This window comes from Clostridium pacaense (assembly GCF_020709765.2).
GTDB lineage: Bacteria > Bacillota > Clostridia > Lachnospirales > Lachnospiraceae > Enterocloster > Enterocloster hominis.
Genome location: NZ_JAJFEB020000018.1, coordinates 28,522 through 49,553 on the forward strand (window position 1 = coordinate 28,522; position 21,032 = coordinate 49,553).

Annotated in this window: 19 protein-coding genes; 8 read left to right on the plus strand and 11 right to left on the minus strand. The window is 48.3% G+C overall.

Going from position 1 to position 21,032, the window contains the following annotated elements; genetic code table 11:
• Window positions 1–2 precede the first annotated feature (2 nt).
• Window positions 3–1,412, minus strand: a complete 1,410-nt coding sequence (locus LK536_RS51805; RefSeq protein WP_008720191.1) for a Na+/H+ antiporter NhaC family protein — start codon at window positions 1,410–1,412, stop codon at window positions 3–5.
• 256 nt (window positions 1,413–1,668) lie between these two features.
• The gene (locus LK536_RS51810) at window positions 1,669–2,910 is read right to left on the minus strand and encodes an aminotransferase class V-fold PLP-dependent enzyme (RefSeq protein ID WP_227796818.1); all 1,242 of its coding nucleotides are present in this window, start codon (window positions 2,908–2,910) and stop codon (window positions 1,669–1,671) included.
• A 270-nt stretch (window positions 2,911–3,180) separates the two neighbouring features.
• Here LK536_RS51810 and LK536_RS51815 point away from each other — a divergent pair, with 270 nt between their 5' ends.
• Genes LK536_RS51815 through LK536_RS51830 form a run of 4 tightly spaced genes read left to right on the plus strand, consistent with a single transcriptional unit; the run spans window position 3,181 to window position 5,070 of the window.
• Window positions 3,181–3,882, plus strand: a complete 702-nt coding sequence (locus LK536_RS51815) for a Crp/Fnr family transcriptional regulator (protein WP_227796819.1) — start codon at window positions 3,181–3,183, stop codon at window positions 3,880–3,882.
• Window positions 3,879–4,094, plus strand: coding sequence for a hypothetical protein (locus LK536_RS51820; RefSeq protein WP_040380371.1), 216 nt, complete (start codon window positions 3,879–3,881; stop codon window positions 4,092–4,094). The genes LK536_RS51815 and LK536_RS51820 overlap by 4 nt, the downstream gene beginning before the upstream one ends.
• Window positions 4,072–4,875, plus strand: coding sequence for a KilA-N domain-containing protein (locus LK536_RS51825; protein ID WP_227796820.1), 804 nt, complete (start codon window positions 4,072–4,074; stop codon window positions 4,873–4,875). The genes LK536_RS51820 and LK536_RS51825 overlap by 23 nt, the downstream gene beginning before the upstream one ends.
• Before the next feature lie 30 nt (window positions 4,876–4,905).
• On the plus strand, window positions 4,906–5,070 hold the full coding sequence (locus tag LK536_RS51830) for a hypothetical protein (RefSeq protein ID WP_008720183.1): 165 nt from the start codon (window positions 4,906–4,908) through the stop codon (window positions 5,068–5,070).
• Window positions 5,071–5,126: 56 nt separating this feature from the next.
• On the opposite strand, the gene LK536_RS51835 is transcribed toward LK536_RS51830, so the two are convergent.
• Together LK536_RS51835 and LK536_RS51840 are read right to left on the minus strand one after the other, a co-directional pair.
• The gene (locus LK536_RS51835) at window positions 5,127–6,290 is read right to left on the minus strand and encodes an amidohydrolase family protein (RefSeq protein WP_227796821.1); all 1,164 of its coding nucleotides are present in this window, start codon (window positions 6,288–6,290) and stop codon (window positions 5,127–5,129) included.
• A 9-nt stretch (window positions 6,291–6,299) separates the two neighbouring features.
• Window positions 6,300–7,613 (minus strand): GntP family permease, encoded by a 1,314-nt coding sequence (locus tag LK536_RS51840; RefSeq protein ID WP_227796822.1) that lies wholly within the window; start codon window positions 7,611–7,613, stop codon window positions 6,300–6,302.
• A gap of 142 nt (window positions 7,614–7,755) precedes the next feature.
• Between LK536_RS51840 and LK536_RS51845 the strand changes: the two genes are divergently transcribed.
• The gene (locus tag LK536_RS51845; RefSeq protein ID WP_227796823.1) at window positions 7,756–8,694 is read left to right on the plus strand and encodes a LysR family transcriptional regulator; all 939 of its coding nucleotides are present in this window, start codon (window positions 7,756–7,758) and stop codon (window positions 8,692–8,694) included.
• 155 nt (window positions 8,695–8,849) lie between these two features.
• Window positions 8,850–9,083 (plus strand): PDDEXK nuclease domain-containing protein, encoded by a 234-nt coding sequence (locus LK536_RS51850; protein ID WP_227796824.1) that lies wholly within the window; start codon window positions 8,850–8,852, stop codon window positions 9,081–9,083.
• A 222-nt stretch (window positions 9,084–9,305) separates the two neighbouring features.
• Here the strand turns inward: LK536_RS51850 and LK536_RS51855 are convergent, their stop codons facing one another.
• The 4 genes from LK536_RS51855 to LK536_RS51870 form a co-directional block, all read right to left on the minus strand.
• Entirely contained in the window at window positions 9,306–10,637 is a 1,332-nt protein-coding gene (locus LK536_RS51855; RefSeq protein WP_120054954.1) for a 6-phospho-alpha-glucosidase, read from the minus strand.
• 66 nt (window positions 10,638–10,703) lie between these two features.
• Window positions 10,704–12,308 carry a PTS transporter subunit EIIC gene (locus LK536_RS51860; RefSeq protein WP_025485315.1) on the minus strand — a complete coding sequence of 535 codons (1,605 nt, stop codon included), beginning with the start codon at window positions 12,306–12,308 and terminating at the stop codon, window positions 10,704–10,706.
• A gap of 394 nt (window positions 12,309–12,702) precedes the next feature.
• Window positions 12,703–13,446, minus strand: coding sequence for a MurR/RpiR family transcriptional regulator (locus LK536_RS51865; RefSeq protein WP_040380363.1), 744 nt, complete (start codon window positions 13,444–13,446; stop codon window positions 12,703–12,705).
• Window positions 13,447–13,551: 105 nt separating this feature from the next.
• Window positions 13,552–14,334: a nitroreductase family protein gene (locus tag LK536_RS51870; protein WP_227796825.1), complete on the minus strand. Its 783-nt coding sequence runs from the start codon at window positions 14,332–14,334 to the stop codon at window positions 13,552–13,554.
• 266 nt (window positions 14,335–14,600) lie between these two features.
• Here LK536_RS51870 and LK536_RS51875 point away from each other — a divergent pair, with 266 nt between their 5' ends.
• Both LK536_RS51875 and LK536_RS51880 read left to right on the plus strand, forming a co-directional pair.
• Entirely contained in the window at window positions 14,601–16,145 is a 1,545-nt protein-coding gene (locus tag LK536_RS51875) for a hypothetical protein (protein WP_008720146.1), read from the plus strand.
• A gap of 88 nt (window positions 16,146–16,233) precedes the next feature.
• A complete protein-coding gene (locus LK536_RS51880; RefSeq protein WP_008720145.1) occupies window positions 16,234–16,596 on the plus strand; it encodes a hypothetical protein in 363 nt (120 codons plus the stop codon).
• 117 nt (window positions 16,597–16,713) lie between these two features.
• On the opposite strand, the gene LK536_RS51885 is transcribed toward LK536_RS51880, so the two are convergent.
• The 3 genes from LK536_RS51885 to LK536_RS51895 all read right to left on the minus strand — a co-directional run bounded on the left by LK536_RS51885 (window position 16,714) and on the right by LK536_RS51895 (window position 20,877).
• Entirely contained in the window at window positions 16,714–17,838 is a 1,125-nt protein-coding gene (locus tag LK536_RS51885; RefSeq protein ID WP_331472264.1) for a LysR family transcriptional regulator, read from the minus strand.
• An 11-nt stretch (window positions 17,839–17,849) separates the two neighbouring features.
• Window positions 17,850–20,078 (minus strand): DNA gyrase/topoisomerase IV subunit B, encoded by a 2,229-nt coding sequence (locus LK536_RS51890; RefSeq protein ID WP_227796826.1) that lies wholly within the window; start codon window positions 20,076–20,078, stop codon window positions 17,850–17,852.
• 91 nt (window positions 20,079–20,169) lie between these two features.
• Window positions 20,170–20,877, minus strand: a complete 708-nt coding sequence (locus LK536_RS51895) for a Crp/Fnr family transcriptional regulator (protein ID WP_025485322.1) — start codon at window positions 20,875–20,877, stop codon at window positions 20,170–20,172.
• Window positions 20,878–21,032 lie beyond the last annotated feature (155 nt).

Here is a 21,032-nt window from a genome sequence, read left to right on the forward strand (position 1 = left end):
CCTCAATCCCCCTTGGCAGCCTTTTTCTTTACCGGGCCATGGGTGCGTCCCCATCCGGTCAGGATGGAAAACAGCATCACGGCGCCCAGCGCCCAGCCGTGGAAGGAGAACAGGACCATATAGTTCACTGAGAAGTTGACTGGCGCGCCGGAACCATTGGCGAACATGAAGGTAAGCAGGGGAGCAAAACTGTATGGAATCAGGCACATGGACACACAGGACACGGCATCCAGGATGTTGGCGCTGCGGTCAGGGGATATATTATGGGTTTCCACCAGCAGCTTCTTGGCAATGGGGCCTTCCATGACGATAACCACGCTGTTTGCCACTGTCAGCAGGCAGAGTATGATATCAATCAGTGCGATTACAAGTTCAGAGGAGCGGTCATCTTTGGTATATTTGGAAAGGGCGTTAATCATCCACTCAAAGAAACCGCCTTTATCCAAAAGGTTGATAAGGCCCATCAGCAGCATGGCAAAGACTGCGATGTCAATAAGGCTCTGGATGCCTTCCACCAGGATGCCGCTGACCACAAATTCATTCATATCAACCACTAACAGCCTGGACAGAGGAAGCAGTCCCGTTACAAGGCCAAGGAGGATTCCAAAGGAGCCGGCTGTCATGAGGGCAACAATCAGATGGACATTACGGTACATTAAAACAATCAGCAGGGCCGGAACCAGCAGCATGATAAGTCCCTTTGGCGCAATGTCGCCGATGAATGATAAATCAGGCTCGCCAGATGTCCCGATTCCCCCGAAGATGACAAACAGGACCATGGCAATGACCGCTGCCGTCAGGGCGTATTTTAACCTGGAACGGACCACGTCTGAAACATCGATTCCCTGTGTGTAGGCAGAAGCAATGGTCGTATCCGATACAGGTGCGATGTTATCGCCAAAGTAGGCCGCACTTACAATCGCGGCTGCCATGACCGGGGGATTGGCGCCCAATGCAACGCCCACCGGATATAAAATAGGCGCCAGTGCAATCACTGTTCCCAGGGCCGTACCGGTTGCCGTGGAAAGCAGGCTTCCGCATATGAAGGTTATCAGCGGGAAGAACCTTCCCTTCAGGCCTGCATTGATGCTTAGCCAGATCAGGCCCTGGATCAGCCCTGTCTCTTTCATGAGCTGTGCCACGATGCCTGCCAGGAACCATGCCATCAACATGATGGACACCATTTCTGAGGACATTCCCTGTATAAGGGTTTCGGCGCATTGGGTTGCATTTTTAGACATAAGAAGCGCTGTCAGGACCGCGGCCAGCGTGGGCGCCCAGAAGGCCATGGGCATGGCCTTGCCTGAAACAGACAGCAGTATGATACCTATGAACAAAACAATAAATGGAGACACTAAACCAAACATTCCACCCCGAAACTGTATTTTATCTTCATTTGTCTTCGTAAACATAACTTACCCCCTTCTGGTAAGCTCATTGCTGAGCATTACAACACTAAGTTCCCCAAAACTTAAAGTCAGAAAAACAAAATTCAATAAAATTATTTCATGGGCTGCAACCATTAGGATTATTATAGCAGACCACCGGATGATTTTCTGTAAACTAACTTACAAAACCGGGCCATGTTTGTACGTTGGGATCATAAAAAACAAGGCAGGGGCAAAACAGCATATGCTGCGTGCCCCTGCCTGCCCTTCATTCTCTGTATTACTTTTTATAATCCGGATCCCGTCCGATTTCAGCAATGAGTTCCTTCATTCCTGAAATCATGTTATCAATATCCTCCTTGTTGTTGAAATACTGGCAGGAAATGCGGAAACCGCCAATATAGTCGGTAAAACGCTGTGCAATAAAGATTTTCTTCCCATGGAGTTTCTTTAATATCATGCGGTCCACATCCAGGTCGTCATACAGCCTTGCAATCACGATTCCGCCAAAATGTCCGGGATCCCTGTGGGTGATGAGGGTGCCGCCGATTTCCTCGATACGGTCCATACAGTAGGTGCTGATCTCACGTATCCGCGCTTCTATGTTCTCAATCCCGATTTCGTTGACAAGCCCCAGGGACTCGCCAAGCGCAATGGCGCCTGTGTAGTTGGATGTCCCGCCTATTTCAAACTTGCGTGCTGTCTGGTCAAAGGTCCAGTTGTTAACGGACGGTGCGCTTGGATTTTCCCAGTAAGCGCCCCAGCCGCCCTCGGGGACCGTTGTGTTCAGATATCCTGCGTAGCTCTGTCTTAACTTGGGCAGGGTTTCTTTGTTGACATAGAGCACACCGGTTCCGTACGGGGAGTTCAGCCATTTGTGGCCTCCTGCCGTGAGGATATCAATGTGGCATGCCTTTGTATCTATCTTGGTAACACCCAGCTGCTGCACTGCATCCACAACCAGCATGATACCCTTTTCTTTGCAGAAATCACCGATATCCTTTAAATCCATCTGCCAGCCATTACACCATTCCAGGGTGGAGATGACAATGATTTTCGTGTGTTCATCTGCGAGGGCGGCAAAATCCTTTGCCGTGAAGCGGCTGTCCGGCGTTTTGCATACGCGGATTTCAAATCCCTTTTCTTCCCTCATCACACACCATGGCAGCGCTACCTGGATAAATTCCAGATTCGTTGTGATGATATTGTCATCCTTATCCAAATCAATTCCCTGGGCGGCAATATTGAGTCCATGGGACGTGCTCTCCACAAGCGCGATTTCCTCTTCATCTGCGTTTAACAGCCTGCATGCTTCCACATAAGCCTTATGCCGCAGGGAATCCATGGCAATATGATGCGCACTGGAATTGGCCTCATCCTGGCGGGCAGTCATGTCTGCAAATGCCTTGACAGCCCTGACCGTTCTCTGTGGGGCAAAGCTTACGCACGCCGCGTCTAAAAACGTCATGGTCTCCAGAACCGGCCATTCCTCTTTTCGTATCTGTTCCCAATTAACACCCATGTTACAATCCTCCTGATCTGTTTGATTTGTTTTGCTGTATGACAGCGTAATCTGCCATCGGTTGCAGCCCATGCAGATTTTATTTTCACCTCCTGCTTCCTGTTCTGAACTTTGCTTTTGTAGTTCCAATCTTAGCCTGTTTTTTAGGCAAATTCTATAAAGTACTTTACAAAATCCTACTTTAATTTGATTTTATGCCCTATTCATAGTATAATTTTTTTTAAATTCGTAATTTTTAGACACTTATCCATCAACGAAAGGAGAACCGATATGCAAAAGACCTGGGCTGAAGAGACATCCCCCTGGATTAATATGGATATTTCATACTGGAATGCCCTGATTAAGGGCCGCAAACCTGCCATGTTCCGTAAAAAGGCTTTTTTATTCCATCAGGGCGACCCGGCGGATGCCGTATATATTGTCCTTTCAGGCCGGATCCGCATCACTTCCTATCAGATTGATGGAGAAGAGAAGCAGTTTTATATTGCAGAAAAAGGATGTCTCATAGGCGAGGCATCCTGTATACTCGGACATCCGCATAGCACCTCGGCAGTGGCTATCGTTGACACGGAGGTATATTGTATTCCACATGTGGAGCTGGAGGCGGGAATGAAGGCTGACTGGGAGCTGACCCGGACCGTGATGCGGATGATGTGCCGTAAAAACAGTATCTCATTCAACCAGGTCCTGGAACTGAGCTTCACCCAGTCGGTCCAAAGGGTTGCACAGCTGGTTGTCCATCTGTGTAATCAGTACGGCGTAAAGGAGGACACAGGGGCTGTCCGCATCGATATACGCTTTACACACCAGGATGTGTCCAGCATGATTAATACCAGCAGGGTGACGGTCAGCAATGTGTTCTCCCTGTTTGCGGATGAGGGGATTCTGGAAAAGGTAAACGGGCTGTTTGTGGTGACGGATTTTGGGAAACTGGAAAGTCTGGCAAGCGGGGAAGAGGAGCTGGCTTTGTGAGGTGGCGGGAGGGGATTGGTGTTTTTATCCTGGCTTTTTCATTTCAGGTTTTTCATTTTGGTTCATTCTACCCCTTGCACTGTATGTTGGTAAATGGTATACTGAAAAAAGAACATATGTTCTTTGCTGCGGTTGGATATGAAAGTTTTAATTCCCTCGATTTCGGGGGAATTAAAAAGGCGGGTAGATATGGGGAAGATGCAGATAGATGATACAGAGATATCAGTTATATCAATAAGTAAGGAAGATTATATTTCGTTAACTGATATGGTAAGGAAATTAGAGAATGGATTATCTTTAATTGAAAAGTGGTTAAGAAATAAGAACACCTTAGAATTTCTGGGAATTTGGGAAGAGATGTATAATTCAGAATTTAATACGGCTGAGTACCACATGATTATGGGTGAAGCGGGTCTGAACCGTTTTGTTATGTCTGTAAAGCAGTGGGTTAACCGGACGAACTCAAAGGGTATTGTTGCAAAGGCAGGAAGGTATGGCGGGACATATACCCATCGTGATATTGCTTTTGAATTTGCTTCGTGGGTATCACCGCAGTTTAAACTATATCTTGTTAAGGAATTCCAACGGTTAAAAGAACAGGAGCAAAGGCAGTTGGGCTGGAGTGCAAAGAGGGAACTTGCTAAAATAAATTATAGGATTCATACAGATGCAATAAAACAAAACCTGGTTCCTCCATTATTGACAAGCCAGCAGATATCTTATATTTACGCAAATGAAGCGGATGTACTGAATGTGGCATTATTCGGCATGACTGCAAAAGAATGGCGGGAAAAGAATCCTGACAGGAAGGGAAATATCAGGGATTATGCTTCAATCAATGAGTTGATTTGTCTATCAAATATGGAAAATATCAATGCAGTCCTTATTCATGATGGATATGAGCAGAAGGAATGGCTCATAAAATTAAACAGGATAGCAATTCAGCAGATGACCATACTGGAAGAGCAGAATGCTGGCAAACGGTTGGAGTAAGATAAGAAGAGGGATACAAACTGCCCCCGGATGAAAATCAGTGTTTTCCATCCGGGGGCAGCCGTCCACAATCAGCTTTTCACAGGCTCCCTGCTTTTCCATCATGCCCTTAAAAAGTTGAGGACTTCACCGGTGCGGGTGGGTTCAGGGCCTTTGCTGGTGATGAAGCAGGGGATTTCCATCATGCCGTCATAGAGACAAGGTTATCTGTTACCCGCTCTCCTTTTTACCCATATCATATATTTAGGAACCTACAGGAAGAAATCCGCCTGACAGAAATTGATTTCCCCTGCACACATTGTCAGCTGCGGAACCAGCAGGGAATTACTTACCAGTTCTTCATCCTTAAAATCCTTTTGGACAAAAGAAAGCTGTTTTTCTTTCAGAATAACAATATCTGCATCAGCTCCCGGCTGCAGGGTACCGATTTTTCCTTCCATTCCCATGATTTTTGCAGGCGCCGCGGTTACGGTATGCAGCACATCCATGAGATTCATGCCCATGGTAATATATTTTGCCATGACAGATGGAAGATTCTTGGTATAGGGAGGAATGTTGAATTTATCAATGGTCAGGTCGGTGCTGATTATATCAGGCAGGAATCCCGCCTTCAGGGCCTGTTTGGCTGTTGCCACCCCAAAATTGCCCCGGCCATTGGCCGCGTCAAAAATCACACCTTTCTTTCTTGCCTCTAATATGCCGGGCCATATCTGCCCGTCTTCCATCACGATGGTATTGCCCGCCCCCTGGAAGCAGTGGCAGAAGATATCCCCCGGCCTCAGGCAGCCTGCCAGTTCACTGGCGGAAATGGGGGAATTGGTGGTATGTACACATACCCTGAGGGAGGTTCCAAGCCTTTCATCCAGTTCCTCAGCCAGTTCTATGACCCGCTTCAGATAGTCCAGTCCCTTATCATCGGGCACGACACCTTTGGAGAGGCGGATTTTAAGTCCCAGGATATTGTCCCTGTATTTGTCAATCACACGCTCCATCCTGGCAAGATTGATGAGTTCCGGATTAAAATCCTCGCAGAGTTTGAAATCCAGCTGCCCGCCGGAATATGTGGTCAGGAAACCCTTGATCCTCATTGTGGACTGGGCAATCACGGATTTATAAAATGACTCGTATGTGACCGTACCCGCAGTCCCTGCATCCACTGCGGCAGTGGTTCCCTGGGATATCATGAAATCCGGCCTTATACAGGAACCGCTTCCCTCATAGAATATGTGGGTGTGGAAGTCGATCAGTCCCGGCGCCACGATACAGCCGGAGGCATCGATGATATGTCCGCATTCCACCTGTTCCCCGTCCGGGTCCGCAATTCTTGTATTGCAGACCACAATATCCTTAATCTCATCTGCGCTTGTATACGGATCCATGACCCGCCCGCCGCGAATAATAAAATCAGCTCTCATAGTTTACCTCTAAATGATTCCCATAGTACCGATCACGCAGGCCAGGATGGCACAGCAGAACGGCATGATTGCACAGGTGATGAATACATGCTTATATGTATCCTTCTGGGAAGTTTTTGCAATCTGGTTACAGACCACCATGCCGGAGGCATGGGGCATGGCGTCAAAGCCCGAGGATGCAATACACACCACCCGGTGCAGCATGGCCGTGTTCAGCCCGGTAGAGGCCAGATATCCTCCCATGCTGGACAGGAAGATATTTAATCCGCCTGCGGATGAACCGGTGATGGCGGCAATCACGTTAATCGAGATAAGTGCGGTTGCCAGCGGCCCTATGTTCATGTTGACCAGGGCATCCGTAACAAACCCGTAAGCAGGGGATGCGGAAACCACGCTGCCAAAGCCCATGATGGAGGATGTTGCAATCAGCGCCCCCAGGCCACTTGCCGCGCCGTCATTGACAGCAGACCGGATGTCCAGTTTATCATGGAACAGGATACATCCAATCAGGATGGCCAGGGTCATGGCGCAGGCCACGGCGTAGGTGGAGGGCATGGCGGTCAGCTTCTGGAATCCGAACATGGCTGCAAGAAGCACTGCGATGGGGATATAACACTGCCATACTTCCGGCGTTTTTCCCAGTTCCACTGCCTGCAGGTCCATGATATTTTCCTCAGGACTAGCCACGAAGTGTTCCCCGTTTGCCCTGGCTGCCTTAATCTGCCAGTTCAGATACAGGTAGGCTGCAAGGAACATCAGCACGGAACAGATGATACCGATCCTGGCCCCTGCGTAAGCCGTTGTATTGAAATACGTAGTGGGCAGCAGGTTCTGGGTGGAAGGGGAACCCGGAAGCATGGCCATACATACGGTTACCGGACATACCATGATGGTTGCAACAATCAGTTTCTTTGGAATATCCGCTTTCTGGAATAATGCAACTGCAATGGGGTAAACGGAAAACGCAATGATGAATGTACCGATACCGCCATAGGATAATACCAGCCCGGTAATCATGACCACCAATACAACGGACTTTTCCCCCAGGAGCTTTAAAAGGCTGTTGGCAATGCCCACGGAAGCCCCGCTCTCCCCCATTATTTTACCAAAAATTGAGCCAAGCATAAACAACAAAAACCAACTGCCTGCAAAACCGCTCATTCCTGTCATGAAATTATCCGTTATAGCGGAAACAGGATTCATGCCATTAAATACAATTACAATGAATGCGCCAATCAAAGATACGATGGCCATATGCCAGTTTTTCCAAATCAGGAAAATAACAGCCACCACAGCACAGATTAACCCCACAATACCTACCATAATATACTCCTTTTCATTTTATTTGTACATTTTCATGAATTTGTACTGACTTTTAAATGTGATTTTATTATAATAGCAATATAGTAAGAAGTGAACTTAAGAATAATAATATCGGTTATAAGTAAAAGTATGAGGAGGAACCATGGAACTAAGGCAGTTGGAATACATCATAGCCATTGCTGACCAAGGAAATATTTCCAAAGCAGCCGAAGCCCTTTTCATCACGCAGTCCGGGCTGAACCAGCAGTTGATCAAACTGGAGCAGGAGCTGGGAATCCAGCTGTTTTACAGGGATAAGCATCATCTGCAGATGACGGCGGCGGGGAAAGTGTATGTGGAGAATGCAAGGGAGATCATTAACATTAAAAAGAATACCTATAATATTCTTTCAGACATGAAGAATAATACGGTGGGGGAAATCACCCTGGGGCTGACCCTTGAACACGGTATTGACCTGTTTACATTTGTGTTCCCTAAATTTAACCGGCGTTTTCCAGGCATTAATTTCCACCTGCAGGAGCGGTATGTGGCACAGCAGCACAGTCTTATCGGGGCCGGACAGCTGGATTTTGGCCTGGTCATGCTGGGAGAACAGGATAAGGTAAACCTGGAATATATTCCATTGTATGAGGAAGAGATGCTGTTAGGCGTACCATTGGGACATCCATTTGCGGATTTGGGAGCGGCTCCCGACAGAACCCTTCCTTTTATAGATTTAAAACGTTTCAGTAATGATACATTTGCGCTGATGTTTCCCAATTCCACCATGCGCGGTATCATAGACCCTGCCTTTGAAGCAGCCGGATTTAAGCCAAAAATCTTAATAGAAACAGGCATGAACCATGCCCTGATTAAACTGGCGACCACCGGCCTGTGCTGCACGATACTTCCACATTCCAGGGCGCTTTGCAGTCCTGACAGGAAGGATCTGGCCTGGTTCAGGCTCTCACCGCCCCTTAGCTGGACGACCTATATCGCATACCGCAAAAATACACATTTAAGCGAAGCATCACGATATTTCATACAGCTTGCCAGGGAATATGGGGAGGAGCTGACACAGGATATGAGGAAAGGGTTATAGGCCGGACTTATGGAGGCGGGCCTTATCATATCTGCCATATTGTATGGCAGGAAGAATGTAAGTGAAGAGTGTAAATGGGCATGGTACCGGATGAGGGGGGTACCATAAAGAGTAATAGCTGTGGTCTGTGATAGGGCAGACCATGGCTATTATTGTTGACTATCATCTTATTTATCTGCGATGACGATGAACTAAAATCGGAGAAGGACAATCTAACGATTGGGCTATTGCTCTGTAACGGAAAGAATAAACTGGTGGCAGAGTATGTATTGAAGGATATTGACAAACCAATGGGATTCAGTGGATACAAACTATCGAATAAAATATCAGATGATTTTCAGGAGAATCTTCCAACAATAGAAGATATTGAAAGCAGTATAAATAGTTGAATTTTGCACCCGGTGGGTGCAAAAAGATTTAATATTGCATATTTTTCAAAATGGAAACCGGGATGTCGCACTGAGAGTCAGTAACTCAGGTGTGACACCCCATTTTTACGGCTTTGGGACTGAAAATGAGATTGTAGCCCGCCGTATCCTTAATCACATCAGAGGGGACATAAACCAACCCCTGAGAATTATGAAATCGGTTCTGATTAGAAATCTCCGCGCTTATTTCAACTCCGGCCAATACTCCTTATTCGCCTCAATCATCTCATCCAGTATCTGTTTTGCAACCGCGGCAGAAGGGATGGTCTTGTTCAGGGTAAATGCCATCAGCGCCTTTTCATAGGAGCCTTCCACGGCGGCTTCCACAATCAGCTTTTCGCAGGCTTCCTGCTGTTCTATCATGCCCTTGAAAAAGGTGGGGATTTCGCCGACGCGGGTGGGTTCCGGGCCTTCGCTGGTGATGTAGCAGGGGATTTCCACCATGGCGTCATCCGGAAGGTTCTTGATAGCTCCGTTGTTCATGACCATGACAAGGTGGCGTTTCCTCAGGTTAAATGCAAGGCTCATGGCAACCTCCACAATGAATTCGCCGTGTACGCCGGTGAAGAAGGGGGTCATGTCAATCTCTCCGGTTTCCATGTATGTATCCACTGCCTGGAAGATGCGTTTTTCCCTGCCCTCCATGACCTCGTTGGCCCTGGTGTGGTTCTTGTCGGAGTCCTTTACAATCTGGTCACCCAGCAGATAATACTGCATATAGGTATTGGGCAGATAATCCGGGAACATGCGCAGCAGATTCTTGGCATTGTCGAAGGTGTGCTTCCAGGATGCGTCGTTGTGGCGGACCTCGCTTCGTTCATCCGGCGGCATGTAGCCGTGTTCCTTTACGTATGCCTTTAATTCCTCGGTGCGGTCCGTATCCCCCACACGGATTTTAGTAAACCAGCCAAAATGGTTAAGGCCAAAGTAATCAGGCACGATATCATGGCGGTCGCAGTCAAGGATGTTGGCCATGTTCCTCATGATGGCAACCGGCATATCGCAGATATTCAGGATACGGGCATGGGGGCGCAGCCTGTGCATGGCCTTTGCCACAATGGCGGCCGGGTTGGAGTAGTTGACAATCCAGTAATCCTTGCTGGCATACTGTTCGCAGTAATCAATGATATCCACCATGGGGTAAATGGTGCGCAGTCCATAGGCAAGTCCGCCTGGGCCGCATGTTTCCTGCCCAACCACATCATATTTTAACGGAATCTTCTCATCCAGTTCCCTCATGTGGTACAGTCCCACGCGCATCTGGGCAAAGATGAAGTCCGCGTCCTCAAATGCTTCCTTTGGGTCAGTGGTCAGGACCAGCTTAAGGTCCGGGTCAAACATTTCGATTACCTTCTGTACCAGGACGCCCACCTTGTCCTGGCGTTCCTTCAGGTTATCATACAGCCTCAGCTCAGAGAGCTTAAAAGAATCCTTTTTATCCAACAGGCTTTTGACAATTCCCGGGGTATAGGTGCTGCCGCCGCCTACAATGACTAGTTTAAATGTTTTGTTCATGGTGTTTCCTCCTGAATTTTGAGATATGTTTTTATGCCGCTAAATCATTTTTTCCATTTTGTATCGCTACATCTGTTCCAGCGCGTCATCCACCATGGTGCGCATCTTGCTTACACTGAGTCCATATACGACCTGGACCGCATTGCCCTTTTTCATGATTCCGGCAGCGCCTGTGGTTTTCAGGGTGGGTTCATCTATCAGCTGGATATCCTTTACCTCCACCCGGAGCCTGGAGAAGCAGTTTTCCAGGGACAGGATATTGTCTTTGCCGCCCAGTGCGTTGACGATGATGCGGCCTGTTGCAAGGGGGTCTGCCTGGGATGCTGGGCCTGAGGCATTTCCCGACTGCTTTGCCTTCAATTCCTTCTTGACGACAGAAGCGTTGGCTTTCAGGTCAATGGCCTGTTCAGAGTCATCATCCTCACGTCCCGGCGTTTTCAGGTTCAGCTTTTCAATCATGAACTTAAATACCACGAACATGACCACGATTTCCACAAGGCCGATGACAATATACATGGGCCACATGGTCCGGCCCGCGCCTGCCGGAAGGTTCAGCACCAGGAAATCCAGGATGCCGTTGGTGGCGCAGACACGGACGCCCACTATGTAGGTGACCATCTGGAAGAATCCGTCCAGGATGGAATACACAAGCCACAGCACGGGAGCAGCGAAAATGAAGGTGAATTCCAGCGGTTCCGTGATACCTGCAATGACAGCGGTCAGGGTGGACGGGATAAGCTGTGCCTTTAAGTTGGCTTTTTTCACTTTTTTGGCAGTCACATAGAATGCCAGGGCAACACCGATCACACCAAAGGTCTTAACCAGGCCATAGGTCAGGAAACGGCAGGTGTCAGGCATCATGGCGCCGGACTGGTCGCTTAAAAGCGCCAGGAAAATGGGTTTTGCGCCGATGACATTTTCATTGTTGATGATGGACTGGCCGCCCACCGCTGAATACAGGAACGGGGACCAGATTAAATGATGGAGGCCGGTAGGAATCAGGAAACGGTTGAGGAAACCGTATACAAATACTCCCAGCGCGCCTGCGGTGCTCATGAAGCCGGTAAGGGCGGAAATCCCATTTGCAACCGTTGGCCATACATAGGTCACGCCGATGCTTAAGACAGCGGTTACCGGAATCATCAGGATGAAGACCAGCTTGCTGTTGCCGTAAGGGGCAAAGCCGCCTTTGAATTCCGTGTCGCAGTGTCTGTTATGTACCCAGGCAGTGAGTACGCCGATGATCATGCCCAGGAACACGCCCATGTCCGTCACATGGAAACCCAGCTGTATGGTCTGGCCTGTTCCGTAAAGGTCGCCTGCTGTTGCGCCTTCAATGAGTTTGCCGGAGAGTTCCAGCCATCTGCTGTTGGCGCCTAAGAACAGGATGTAACACATCAGGGCAACGAAGGCAGCATCCGCTTTCTTTTTCTTGGACATGCCCATTGCAATGCCAACGCAGAACAGGATGCTTAAGTTTCCCATGATGGGATTTAACATTCCATTGAAGAATTTGCCGGCCGTCCATATGAAACCGCCGTCCGTGACGATTGCCGTGTTGGTGGCGATTGCGGTTAATGCAATCAGCATTCCCACTACAGGGAGAAACAGGACTGGTCCGATCATGGCTTTGGAGAAGTTCTGCATCCCGCCCACTACTTTGTCTTTCATTGATTTATCCTCCTCAAAACATTGTGTGTTTTCCTGGTAATTACCTTGTGGACATAATTTATCATAATTGCACAGAAAAGGAAATAGATTTCAGGCACTTGTCAACAGGTTGACCAAGATGTAAACAGGTTTACCGGGATGGATGTTTGAAACACGTCCAATGGGGCTTGAAGTAAAAATAAGTGATAGGGGGTGAAAGATTTGGGGGTAAGGGAATACAGAATATGGGATAGGGGAACGCAGGGGATGGGATAGGGGAATGCAGAATACGGGGTAAGTGAACGCAGAATAAAGGATAAGGGAACACAGATTAACCGCAAAAGTAACTGCCTGCAAGGATGGGCTGGATTCCCCTGCAGGCAGTTCATGCGATGGATTTTATACCGTATGGATGTTATCCGTTTTCCGGCTTCTCCAGCTGTTCCAGCGCCCGGTCCATCAGATATTCAAATACGATGATGACACGTGCGTAAAAGTAGTTGGCCTGGAGGTTCCGGTCATCCAAGGCCTTATCGTCCAGGATTGGTATGTTGACCGTGGAAATGCCGGCAATGTGGTTCATCTGTTCTCCCGTGAAGGAGATGATGTCCATCTGGTTTTCATGGGCTGAATCAGCCACCCGTACAATGGTATCGGTCTCGCCGCTTCTGGACACGGCAATCATAAGGGAAGCCCCCAGCTTGTTGCTGTCGTAGACTTCATAGGCATTGGTCTTAATGCACCGGAATCCGGTCACCAGCAGCTTACGTTCGATATATTCGGCCAGCGGAGTGGAGAAGCCGGTGGCGGAGACAAGAATCAGATCCTTTCTGTGAAGCTTAATCTGTTCAATAAAATGTTCCAGACAGCTGCTTGGGATATTGTTCATGAAACTGGTCAGGTCCGAGGTGTGGTTCTGGTCCATCTGCCGGTTCTTAATCATGAAATTCAGCCGGTATACCATGTCGATATAGCCGGTATATCCCATTTTCTTGGACAGCTTGATGACCGTGGCGGCAGAGGTATAGTTTAAGTTGGCTACGTCCCGGACAGCCATGTTCATGGACTGCTCATGGTTGTCCAGGATGTAGCGCAGTACCTGCACCTCGGTTTCTGTCAGTTTGTATTTATCGGCTAATTTGTAGATGTCAAATTTCATGGCGTCCCCCCGGAGATGCATGTGGCTGGAAATGGGTGTTGTGTGGCTGAATGAAGGAAGCATCTAAATAGAAACTTCTATCCCGAAAACCGAAAGCAGTCTTTTCTAGTGGAAAACCGAATCCGCAGCCCGTCTGGGGGCAGTCCTCTTGTATGTAACATCGGGAAATCCAAACAGGGCGCATGCTTCTAACGGTTTGTCACCAGCTCCCAGCCATTCCCTGGCTTCGGGAATCATTTCCGCGGCCCTTCGCAGGTAACCGTTGTAGAGAAAGCCAAGGCCCAGGGAGGTTCCGGTCAGCTCCATGTTCTGTGCAGCCAGCCCGGCGTCAATCGTGCTTGGGGCAGCTATGAAGAGGACACATGGAGCGTTGCGGAAGAGGTAATCATCCTGTGGATTGGCCTGATGGGCATTGTAAAAATTCCGGTAGGGTTCTGCCACGCCGGGTTCCGGGCTATTCAGGATCCGTCCGATTCCTTCCCATATCATGGACTTGAACAAATCCAGCTCTTCCTGCACAAAGACAAAACGGCATCCTTGGGTATTCTTGGCAGTGGCGGTATACCGCCCGGCCTGTAACAGCAGTTCCATATAACTGCGGGGTACCGTCATCTGTTTATAGCTGCGTATGCTCCGGCGGAATTTGATTGCCTTTAACAGGCGCCCGGTTTCCAGTTTGGCTTCTTCCGGGGATAATTCTTCCACATCCTCCATGTCATATTCCGGGATGGAGACTGCACTGACAGGACAGACAGCCACACAGTGGCCGCAGAGAAGACAGTTTCCGGATGATTGGGCTTTATTATCTTCAATGGACAGGCTGTTAGCGATACAGTCCGCAACGCAGCGGCCGCAGCCGATACAGGCGTCTTTATCAATTATGACCATTTGGCGGATTCTCCTTTGCTTTTGGCGCTGATTATGGTTTGCGATTGCCATAATCTGTACTGCTATTATAACCTATATTAAATGTCACGGCAATATCGAGAAAAGGAACGTTTTTACCTGTTTTTTCGGCCGTGGTATCCTATTATAGGAACCGATGGAAGGTGAAAAGTATATTTTTATCTATGGAAATAGGGTATAATCAGGTTAGGATGGCTTTGCACCTTGATTGGCCCATAAATATTTTATCTTGAGGAGGATGGGATAATATGGAGGAAAAAACGGTTTATTCCGGAGTACTTACTCCGACGCTTAAGCTTTTATATACAAGTGCAGGGGAGATTCAGGATAATAAGGATAGGATATTTAAACTTATTAAACGTTTATCCCAAACACTTAATGATAGCGATAGGGATGTTCTATGTTTGGATTTAAATAAATACTCTACCGATATGAAAGCCCGTTTTTTTGCAAGGTGGATATTAATGATAGAGAGGGAGGAGTTTGCTGGAAAGAATAGGGAGCTTTTGAGCAATATAGAAAAAATGGATTGGTCCATTCATCTGGATGATATATTAGCATATAATTTAAGCTGTGTTTGTAATAAAGATGAAGGGATTCTTCGAAATGAAATCCAGGAGATACGCAACGCAATTGATATTGAAAAGCATCGTTTACGGGACATAATCCGTCATCAGGAAAGGGGGACTAGGGCTGTATATGAAGATTTAAAGAAAGCACTGCCTGAGTATTGTTGGCAAGGAGGATTCCCAGATACGCCATTTGATGAGAGGCTGCTTGCATTTATCCAGTTAGAAGAGATAATGACAGATTTTTTTTGGCAGATAATTGTATATCATATAACAGATAATCAATCCTTATCTATCCAAACGCGATTGGAAAAATTGTCTTTAATTGCCGAGAAAATCAGATTTTATCAGGTACAAAAATCTGAGGATATAGGAAAAGGAGACATTTTTATTGACTTTTCTATTAAGTTAGCGTATCTTAACCGACGTAAGGAATTGATGACTTCCTGTAAAGTATTGAATCTTTTAATGCAGCAGATAGAGGGCGGATATTCAATGGAGGTGCCATCTATTTATAGGTTTGAAAAGAAAATAATTGAAATACCGATATATGGAATGGATTACATAAAGATATACATTGAATCAAAGGGGGGAATACAAAAAACTTTGTGTGGAAATGACCTAGAAGGTGATGATTTTACCCAGGAGACAGCAGGCAGATGTGTAAAGAAAATTTTGGAGACAAGAAACAGGGGAACCTTTGATATAATTGCAGATATAAGTGATATTCAGCACTATATTTTGGAGCGTGAAGAAAAAGGAAGAAAAAGCGATTTTAGGGAAAACCTGAAAAGATGCTGGAATTATTGTATGATACTAAAAAAGTATGAAGGCAGGATGCTTGAGCCATTTTACCTACAGCATATAAAGAATATATATCGGGAGATATTGGTAGATAAATTAAAATCCCCTAAATTTCCTAAAATACCGCAAAAGACAGCCCGTACTATCATGGAAGAAATTTGCGATGAAATAAAGCTGAAGCCAACAGACAGTGCATTTTTTTTAAATGAAAAGGGTTATTTTGTATTGGAAAAGTTAAACCGGGGATTTTTCCGCGAGAGGGGGATTGGTAAATTATATACGCCAAAGAGCAATGTAGAAAAACTTTATTATGAAAGAATACTGGAAATCTATCAACTGCCATCTTTAGACATGGAAATGAGTGAGTTGAGGAGATTCATCTATCATATGCATGAGGTATGTATGGGGATATTGGAGTAAAATCCAAGAATTCCGTCACCTGATTTTAGTCTTCCGTTCTGGTAATATTGTCTTGTAAACAAAATTATTTATGAGGAGGACAAAGCCGATGAAACTAACAGAAGTACAATTCCAATATTCACCAGGAAGCTATTCTTATAACCAGGGGGTGCGCGGAAGACATAACTATAATCATAAAACAGGAAACAGGAACTATAACGGTTTTGGAGGATACCATGAATTTACAGGTTCAGAACTCAGACTATCTGGTTTCGATGAATCAGGTAAAGTGCGAAATATAGATGTCAAAGAAGAGATACTTGATTTGTTTAGTAGGAAAAGACTGGGAGAGTCCTTTGTAAATAAGTTAAATACGAGGGTTCCTGATGCAGTCGATATCACTATTAATGAGGATGGTATGGTGAAATTCAGCCGGGATGTAAGGAAAGCATTAAAGGGGAAAAAGAAATAAAGGGAAAGGGCTGCCTTTGATACGGGAAAGACACTGGCAAAATGTCCCTGACAGCGATGGTGCTGCCAAAGACATCTTAATGTATTCCGTATGGTCCTGTGGTATATGACATGTACCTTATTCCATCAGATTTCCCTCCGGGCAGTGCATTTTCAGATAGTCCCTGAGATACCGGGAAAAGATATCCGTGTTTTTGGCTGACAGGCTGGATGGGGACTCATGGGTCAGCATATAGAGGGTGCGCCCTGGCGGGGCAGGCGACAGTGGCAGGATGGTAATGGGATAGTGGGCCTTCAGGCCGTTGGCAGTGGTAGCGGGCATGATGGTCCAGTAGTCCCTGCCCTCCAGAAATCCGGATAGGATGGAAATGCTGGACGCGGTTACCAAGGGCCTGACCTGGGGATTGATATACCGGTCATGCCATAACCTGAATTCCGGTCCCCAGCCCATATTGCTGTTGAATCTGGAACCTGTCATCAGCTCCTTTTCAGGTGGGAGTGAGGACGGGTGGATGGCTTTATGCACAGGGGTAGACGGGCAGATAGCTTCATGCACAGGGGCGGACAGAGGGATGGCTTCATGCACGGAGGCAGAAGGGCAGGTGCTTTCCTGGGCAGGACCAGATGATGAAACGGACCCGGAACCGCTGACGCAAGCGGCTTTCCACCAGGAATCCTCCCCACTCGGCACTACCAGCACCATCTCATCCTCCATGATGGGAACCACATCCACATGGGGGCAGCTGGTGTGATAGAGTGCAAATCCGACGTCCGCCTGTTTGCTGCTTACCAGGGAGTATATCATATCAGCGGGATAGCATTTAATGTCCAGGGAAAATCCGTGGTCTGTTACCAGTTCTCTGTAAAGAGGGGACAGGTTATAGTCCAGGAAGCTGTCCACGGTTGCGATGGATAGGGTGGGCGTCTCCTGGCTATGGGTAATCTGGTCCGCCTCGTTCCACAATGCCAGCATCTGGGCTGCAACACGGGCAAATTCCTGGCCCTTGGGCGTGGGAAGGGCTGTCTTGACCCCGCGTTTCCGCTCAAACAGCTCAAAGCCAAGTTCATCTTCCATGGCCCGCAGCCTGGATCCGGCCGTGGAAGGGGACAGATAGAGAAGCCCGGCTGCCTTTATTAGATTGTTTTCCTCCAGGATGGTCATGAATAGCTGTAAATCCCCACGGTTCAAGCGTATATCCCCTTTCTGTGCACATCTGCGCTTTATCTGCATATCCTGATTCATCTATATTCCCTTTATACATCCAGCATGGTGGTATATTGGGCGTGCTCCAGGATGTAATTCTTCCTGGGTTCCACGTCATCCCCCATGAGGATACGGAAAATCCGGCTGGTCTCGCTTTCACTGCTGTCTTGTCCAAACGTGTTATGGGAGTCCGCGGCCCCCACCCGCAGCAAGGTGCGGCGGGACGGGTCCATGGTGGTTTCCCACAGCTGTTTTGCGTCCATTTCCCCAAGGCCCTTGTAGCGCTGGATTTTGTAGTTTCCATCGCGCCCGATGTCCTCCAGTATCTGTGAAAGTTCGCTGTCACTGTAAGCATACCAGAGTTTTTTGCCTTTTTCCACCCTGAAAAGGGGCGGCTGCGCCAGATACACATGACCGGCCTCAATGAGCCGGGGCATGAAACGGAACAGGAAGGTGAGCAGCAGGGTGGTGATGTGGGCGCCGTCCACATCCGCATCCGTCATCAGGATGATTTTATGATAGCGCAGGCCGTCCAGGGAAAATCCATCCATGATACCGGTGCCGAATGCGGAAATCATGGCTTTGATTTCCGCATTGGCACAGACCTTGTCCGGAGTGGTTTTCTCCACGTTCAGTATTTTGCCGCGCAGGGGAAGGACCGCCTGATTCTCGCGGCAGCGCGCCATCTTGGCGGATCCACCGGCGGAATCCCCCTCCACGATGAAGAGTTCACAATCCTTTGGATTGCGGCCGGAACAGTCAGCCAGCTTGCCGGGCAGGGACAGGCCGGAAAGGGCTGTCTTGCGGCGGGCCATCTCCCTTGCGCTTCTTGCGGCAGCCCGGGCTTTCTTGGCAAGGACTGCTTTGTTGATGATGGCCTTGGCCGCCAGCGGATTCTGCTCCAGGAACAGGGTGAGTTTTGTGTATACAAGATGGTCCATTACGGGGCGGGCGCTGCTGCTTCCCAGCTTCTGTTTGGTCTGTCCCTCAAACTGTGGTTCTTTCAGGCGCACACTGATGACGGCGGTCATGCCTTCGGACAGTTCCTCACGGGAGATGGATGGGTCTGACTCCTTTAACATGCCCTGCTTTCTGGCATAATCATTGATTGCCCGCGTAAGCGCCTGGCGGAAACCGGTTACATGGGTTCCGCCTTCCGGGGTGGAAATGTTGTTGGCAAAGCTGCGGAGCTTTTCATCAAAACCAGTATTGTGTATCAGTGCAAATTCAGCCAGTACCTCATCCGTGCCGGACTGGCCGTATAGAATATCCTGGTAAAGGGTTGGCTCAGGGCCATTGATGAATTTGACAAAGTCCTTCAGCCCATCCTGATAACAGAAACGCCAGACAGGCGCGTCAGGAGGAGTTTCCTGGCCCCAGGACGCAGACCAGTCATATAATGTGATTGTAAGCCCGCTCATGAGGAATGCGGTCTCCTGCATATGCTGCCTGAGGGTTTCGGGATGAAAATGGCAGTCCTTAAATATTTCCCCATCCGGCCAGAAGGTCACGGTGGTGCCGTGTTCCTGGCTGGAGCAGGTTCCCTGGACGCGGACAGGGCCAAGGGGAATGCCGCGCTCATAGCTTTGGACATAAGAATACCCATCCTGGTCCACCTTTACTTTAAGGCGGCTGGAAAGGGCATTGACAACAGAGGCCCCTACACCGTGGAGGCCTCCTGATACTTTATAGCTGCTGTTATCGAATTTACCGCCTGCGTGGAGGACGGTAAATACTACCTGTATGGCCGACAGGCCTGTTTTAGACTGGATTCCGGCAGGGATGCCCCGTCCATTGTCGTGTACGGTGACGGAGTTATCCGGGTTCAGATAAACATCAATCTCAGTACAGTATCCGGCCAGGGCCTCGTCCACTGCGTTGTCCACGATTTCATAGACCATGTGGTGCAGACCCTGGGCAGATGTATTTCCAATATACATGCTGGGGCGTTTACGGACGGCTTCCAGACCCTCGAGAATCTGTATCTGGGCGGCGCCGTAGTCTGGACTTCCTGCGGTGCTGCAGCCTGGACTTCCTGCGTCTCCGCAGCCGAAACTTCCTGCGTCTCCGCAATCCGGACTTCCTGCGTCACTGCAATCCGGACTTCCTGCGTCTCCGTAATCCGGACTTCCTGTGTCTCCACAATCTGGACTTCCTGTGTCTTTGCAATCCGGACTTCCTGCGCCTCCACAGTCTGGACTTCCTGCGTCTCTGTAATCCAGACGCTCCACAGCGCTATAATCTCCATTATCTTCTATCATTCCTGCATTGGGATTCATATGGCAACACTCCTAAAAAGTTAGTATTGCCATTATATCAAAACCCCGGGAGAAACATTGACTGATTTCCTGGGATTAAATCACAGGAAACCTACTTATCTTTGGCTGACTCCAGCCAGTCCATAGCCATCCTGTACTGTTCCCGTGTAAAGGAAAGTTTGCCCTTGCAGATATCAAAGAATCCTTCCTCCTTCAGCTGGCGGATGGTCCTGTTCAGTGTCTTGACATTGACGCCGATTTCCTCCTGAAGCATCTGGCGGGTCCGGCCCACGGTTACGGATTTTGGCGGGCGGGCGCTTTCCATGCCGTTCTGCCTGCCATAGCGCACCAGGTAATCAAGCAGCAGATAGGAGGGCGGGTAAAAGAGTTTGGCCCCGTTGGTGTAGGAGGAGCGGTAGAGCTTGAAGGCCGTGTGTCCGGCTGTCAGGCGCAGGATGTTCATGTCCTCCGACAGCCACCGCTCCGCGTCCTTGCGGCTGATATAGGCCACCACGTTGTCGGTCACCGCCTCGATGGTCACGGAGGTGCGGGGCATGCCTGCAAGGATGGTGACCTCGCCGATGAAGTCGATGGCCTTGTTGCCCTCAATCATATAGACATTTCCGTTTTCAAATTCATTGATTACCCGGTTCTCCCCGGTGGCCACGATGCCGAAGTAATTAAGCTCCATGTCCTTCTGGTGGATGATGGAGCCTGCGGCGTGGGTCCTTACCGTACAGCGGCTGCGTATTTCCGGGGGCATGGTCTTTGTATATTCCTTCAGGGCAGGAACCTTTTCTTCCAGTTCAGTCAGTGTCATTGGTATTCCCTCTATTCCTGTATTTCTTTGATTTTATGGCTTTTTATAAGTATACCATTATATAAAAAACAAAATCAATGGAGATTTCCGTTAAAAGTGCTCATTTGTCCTTTTTTTGTGATGGTGTTTTGTCTAAAATACTCAATACAAGGTGA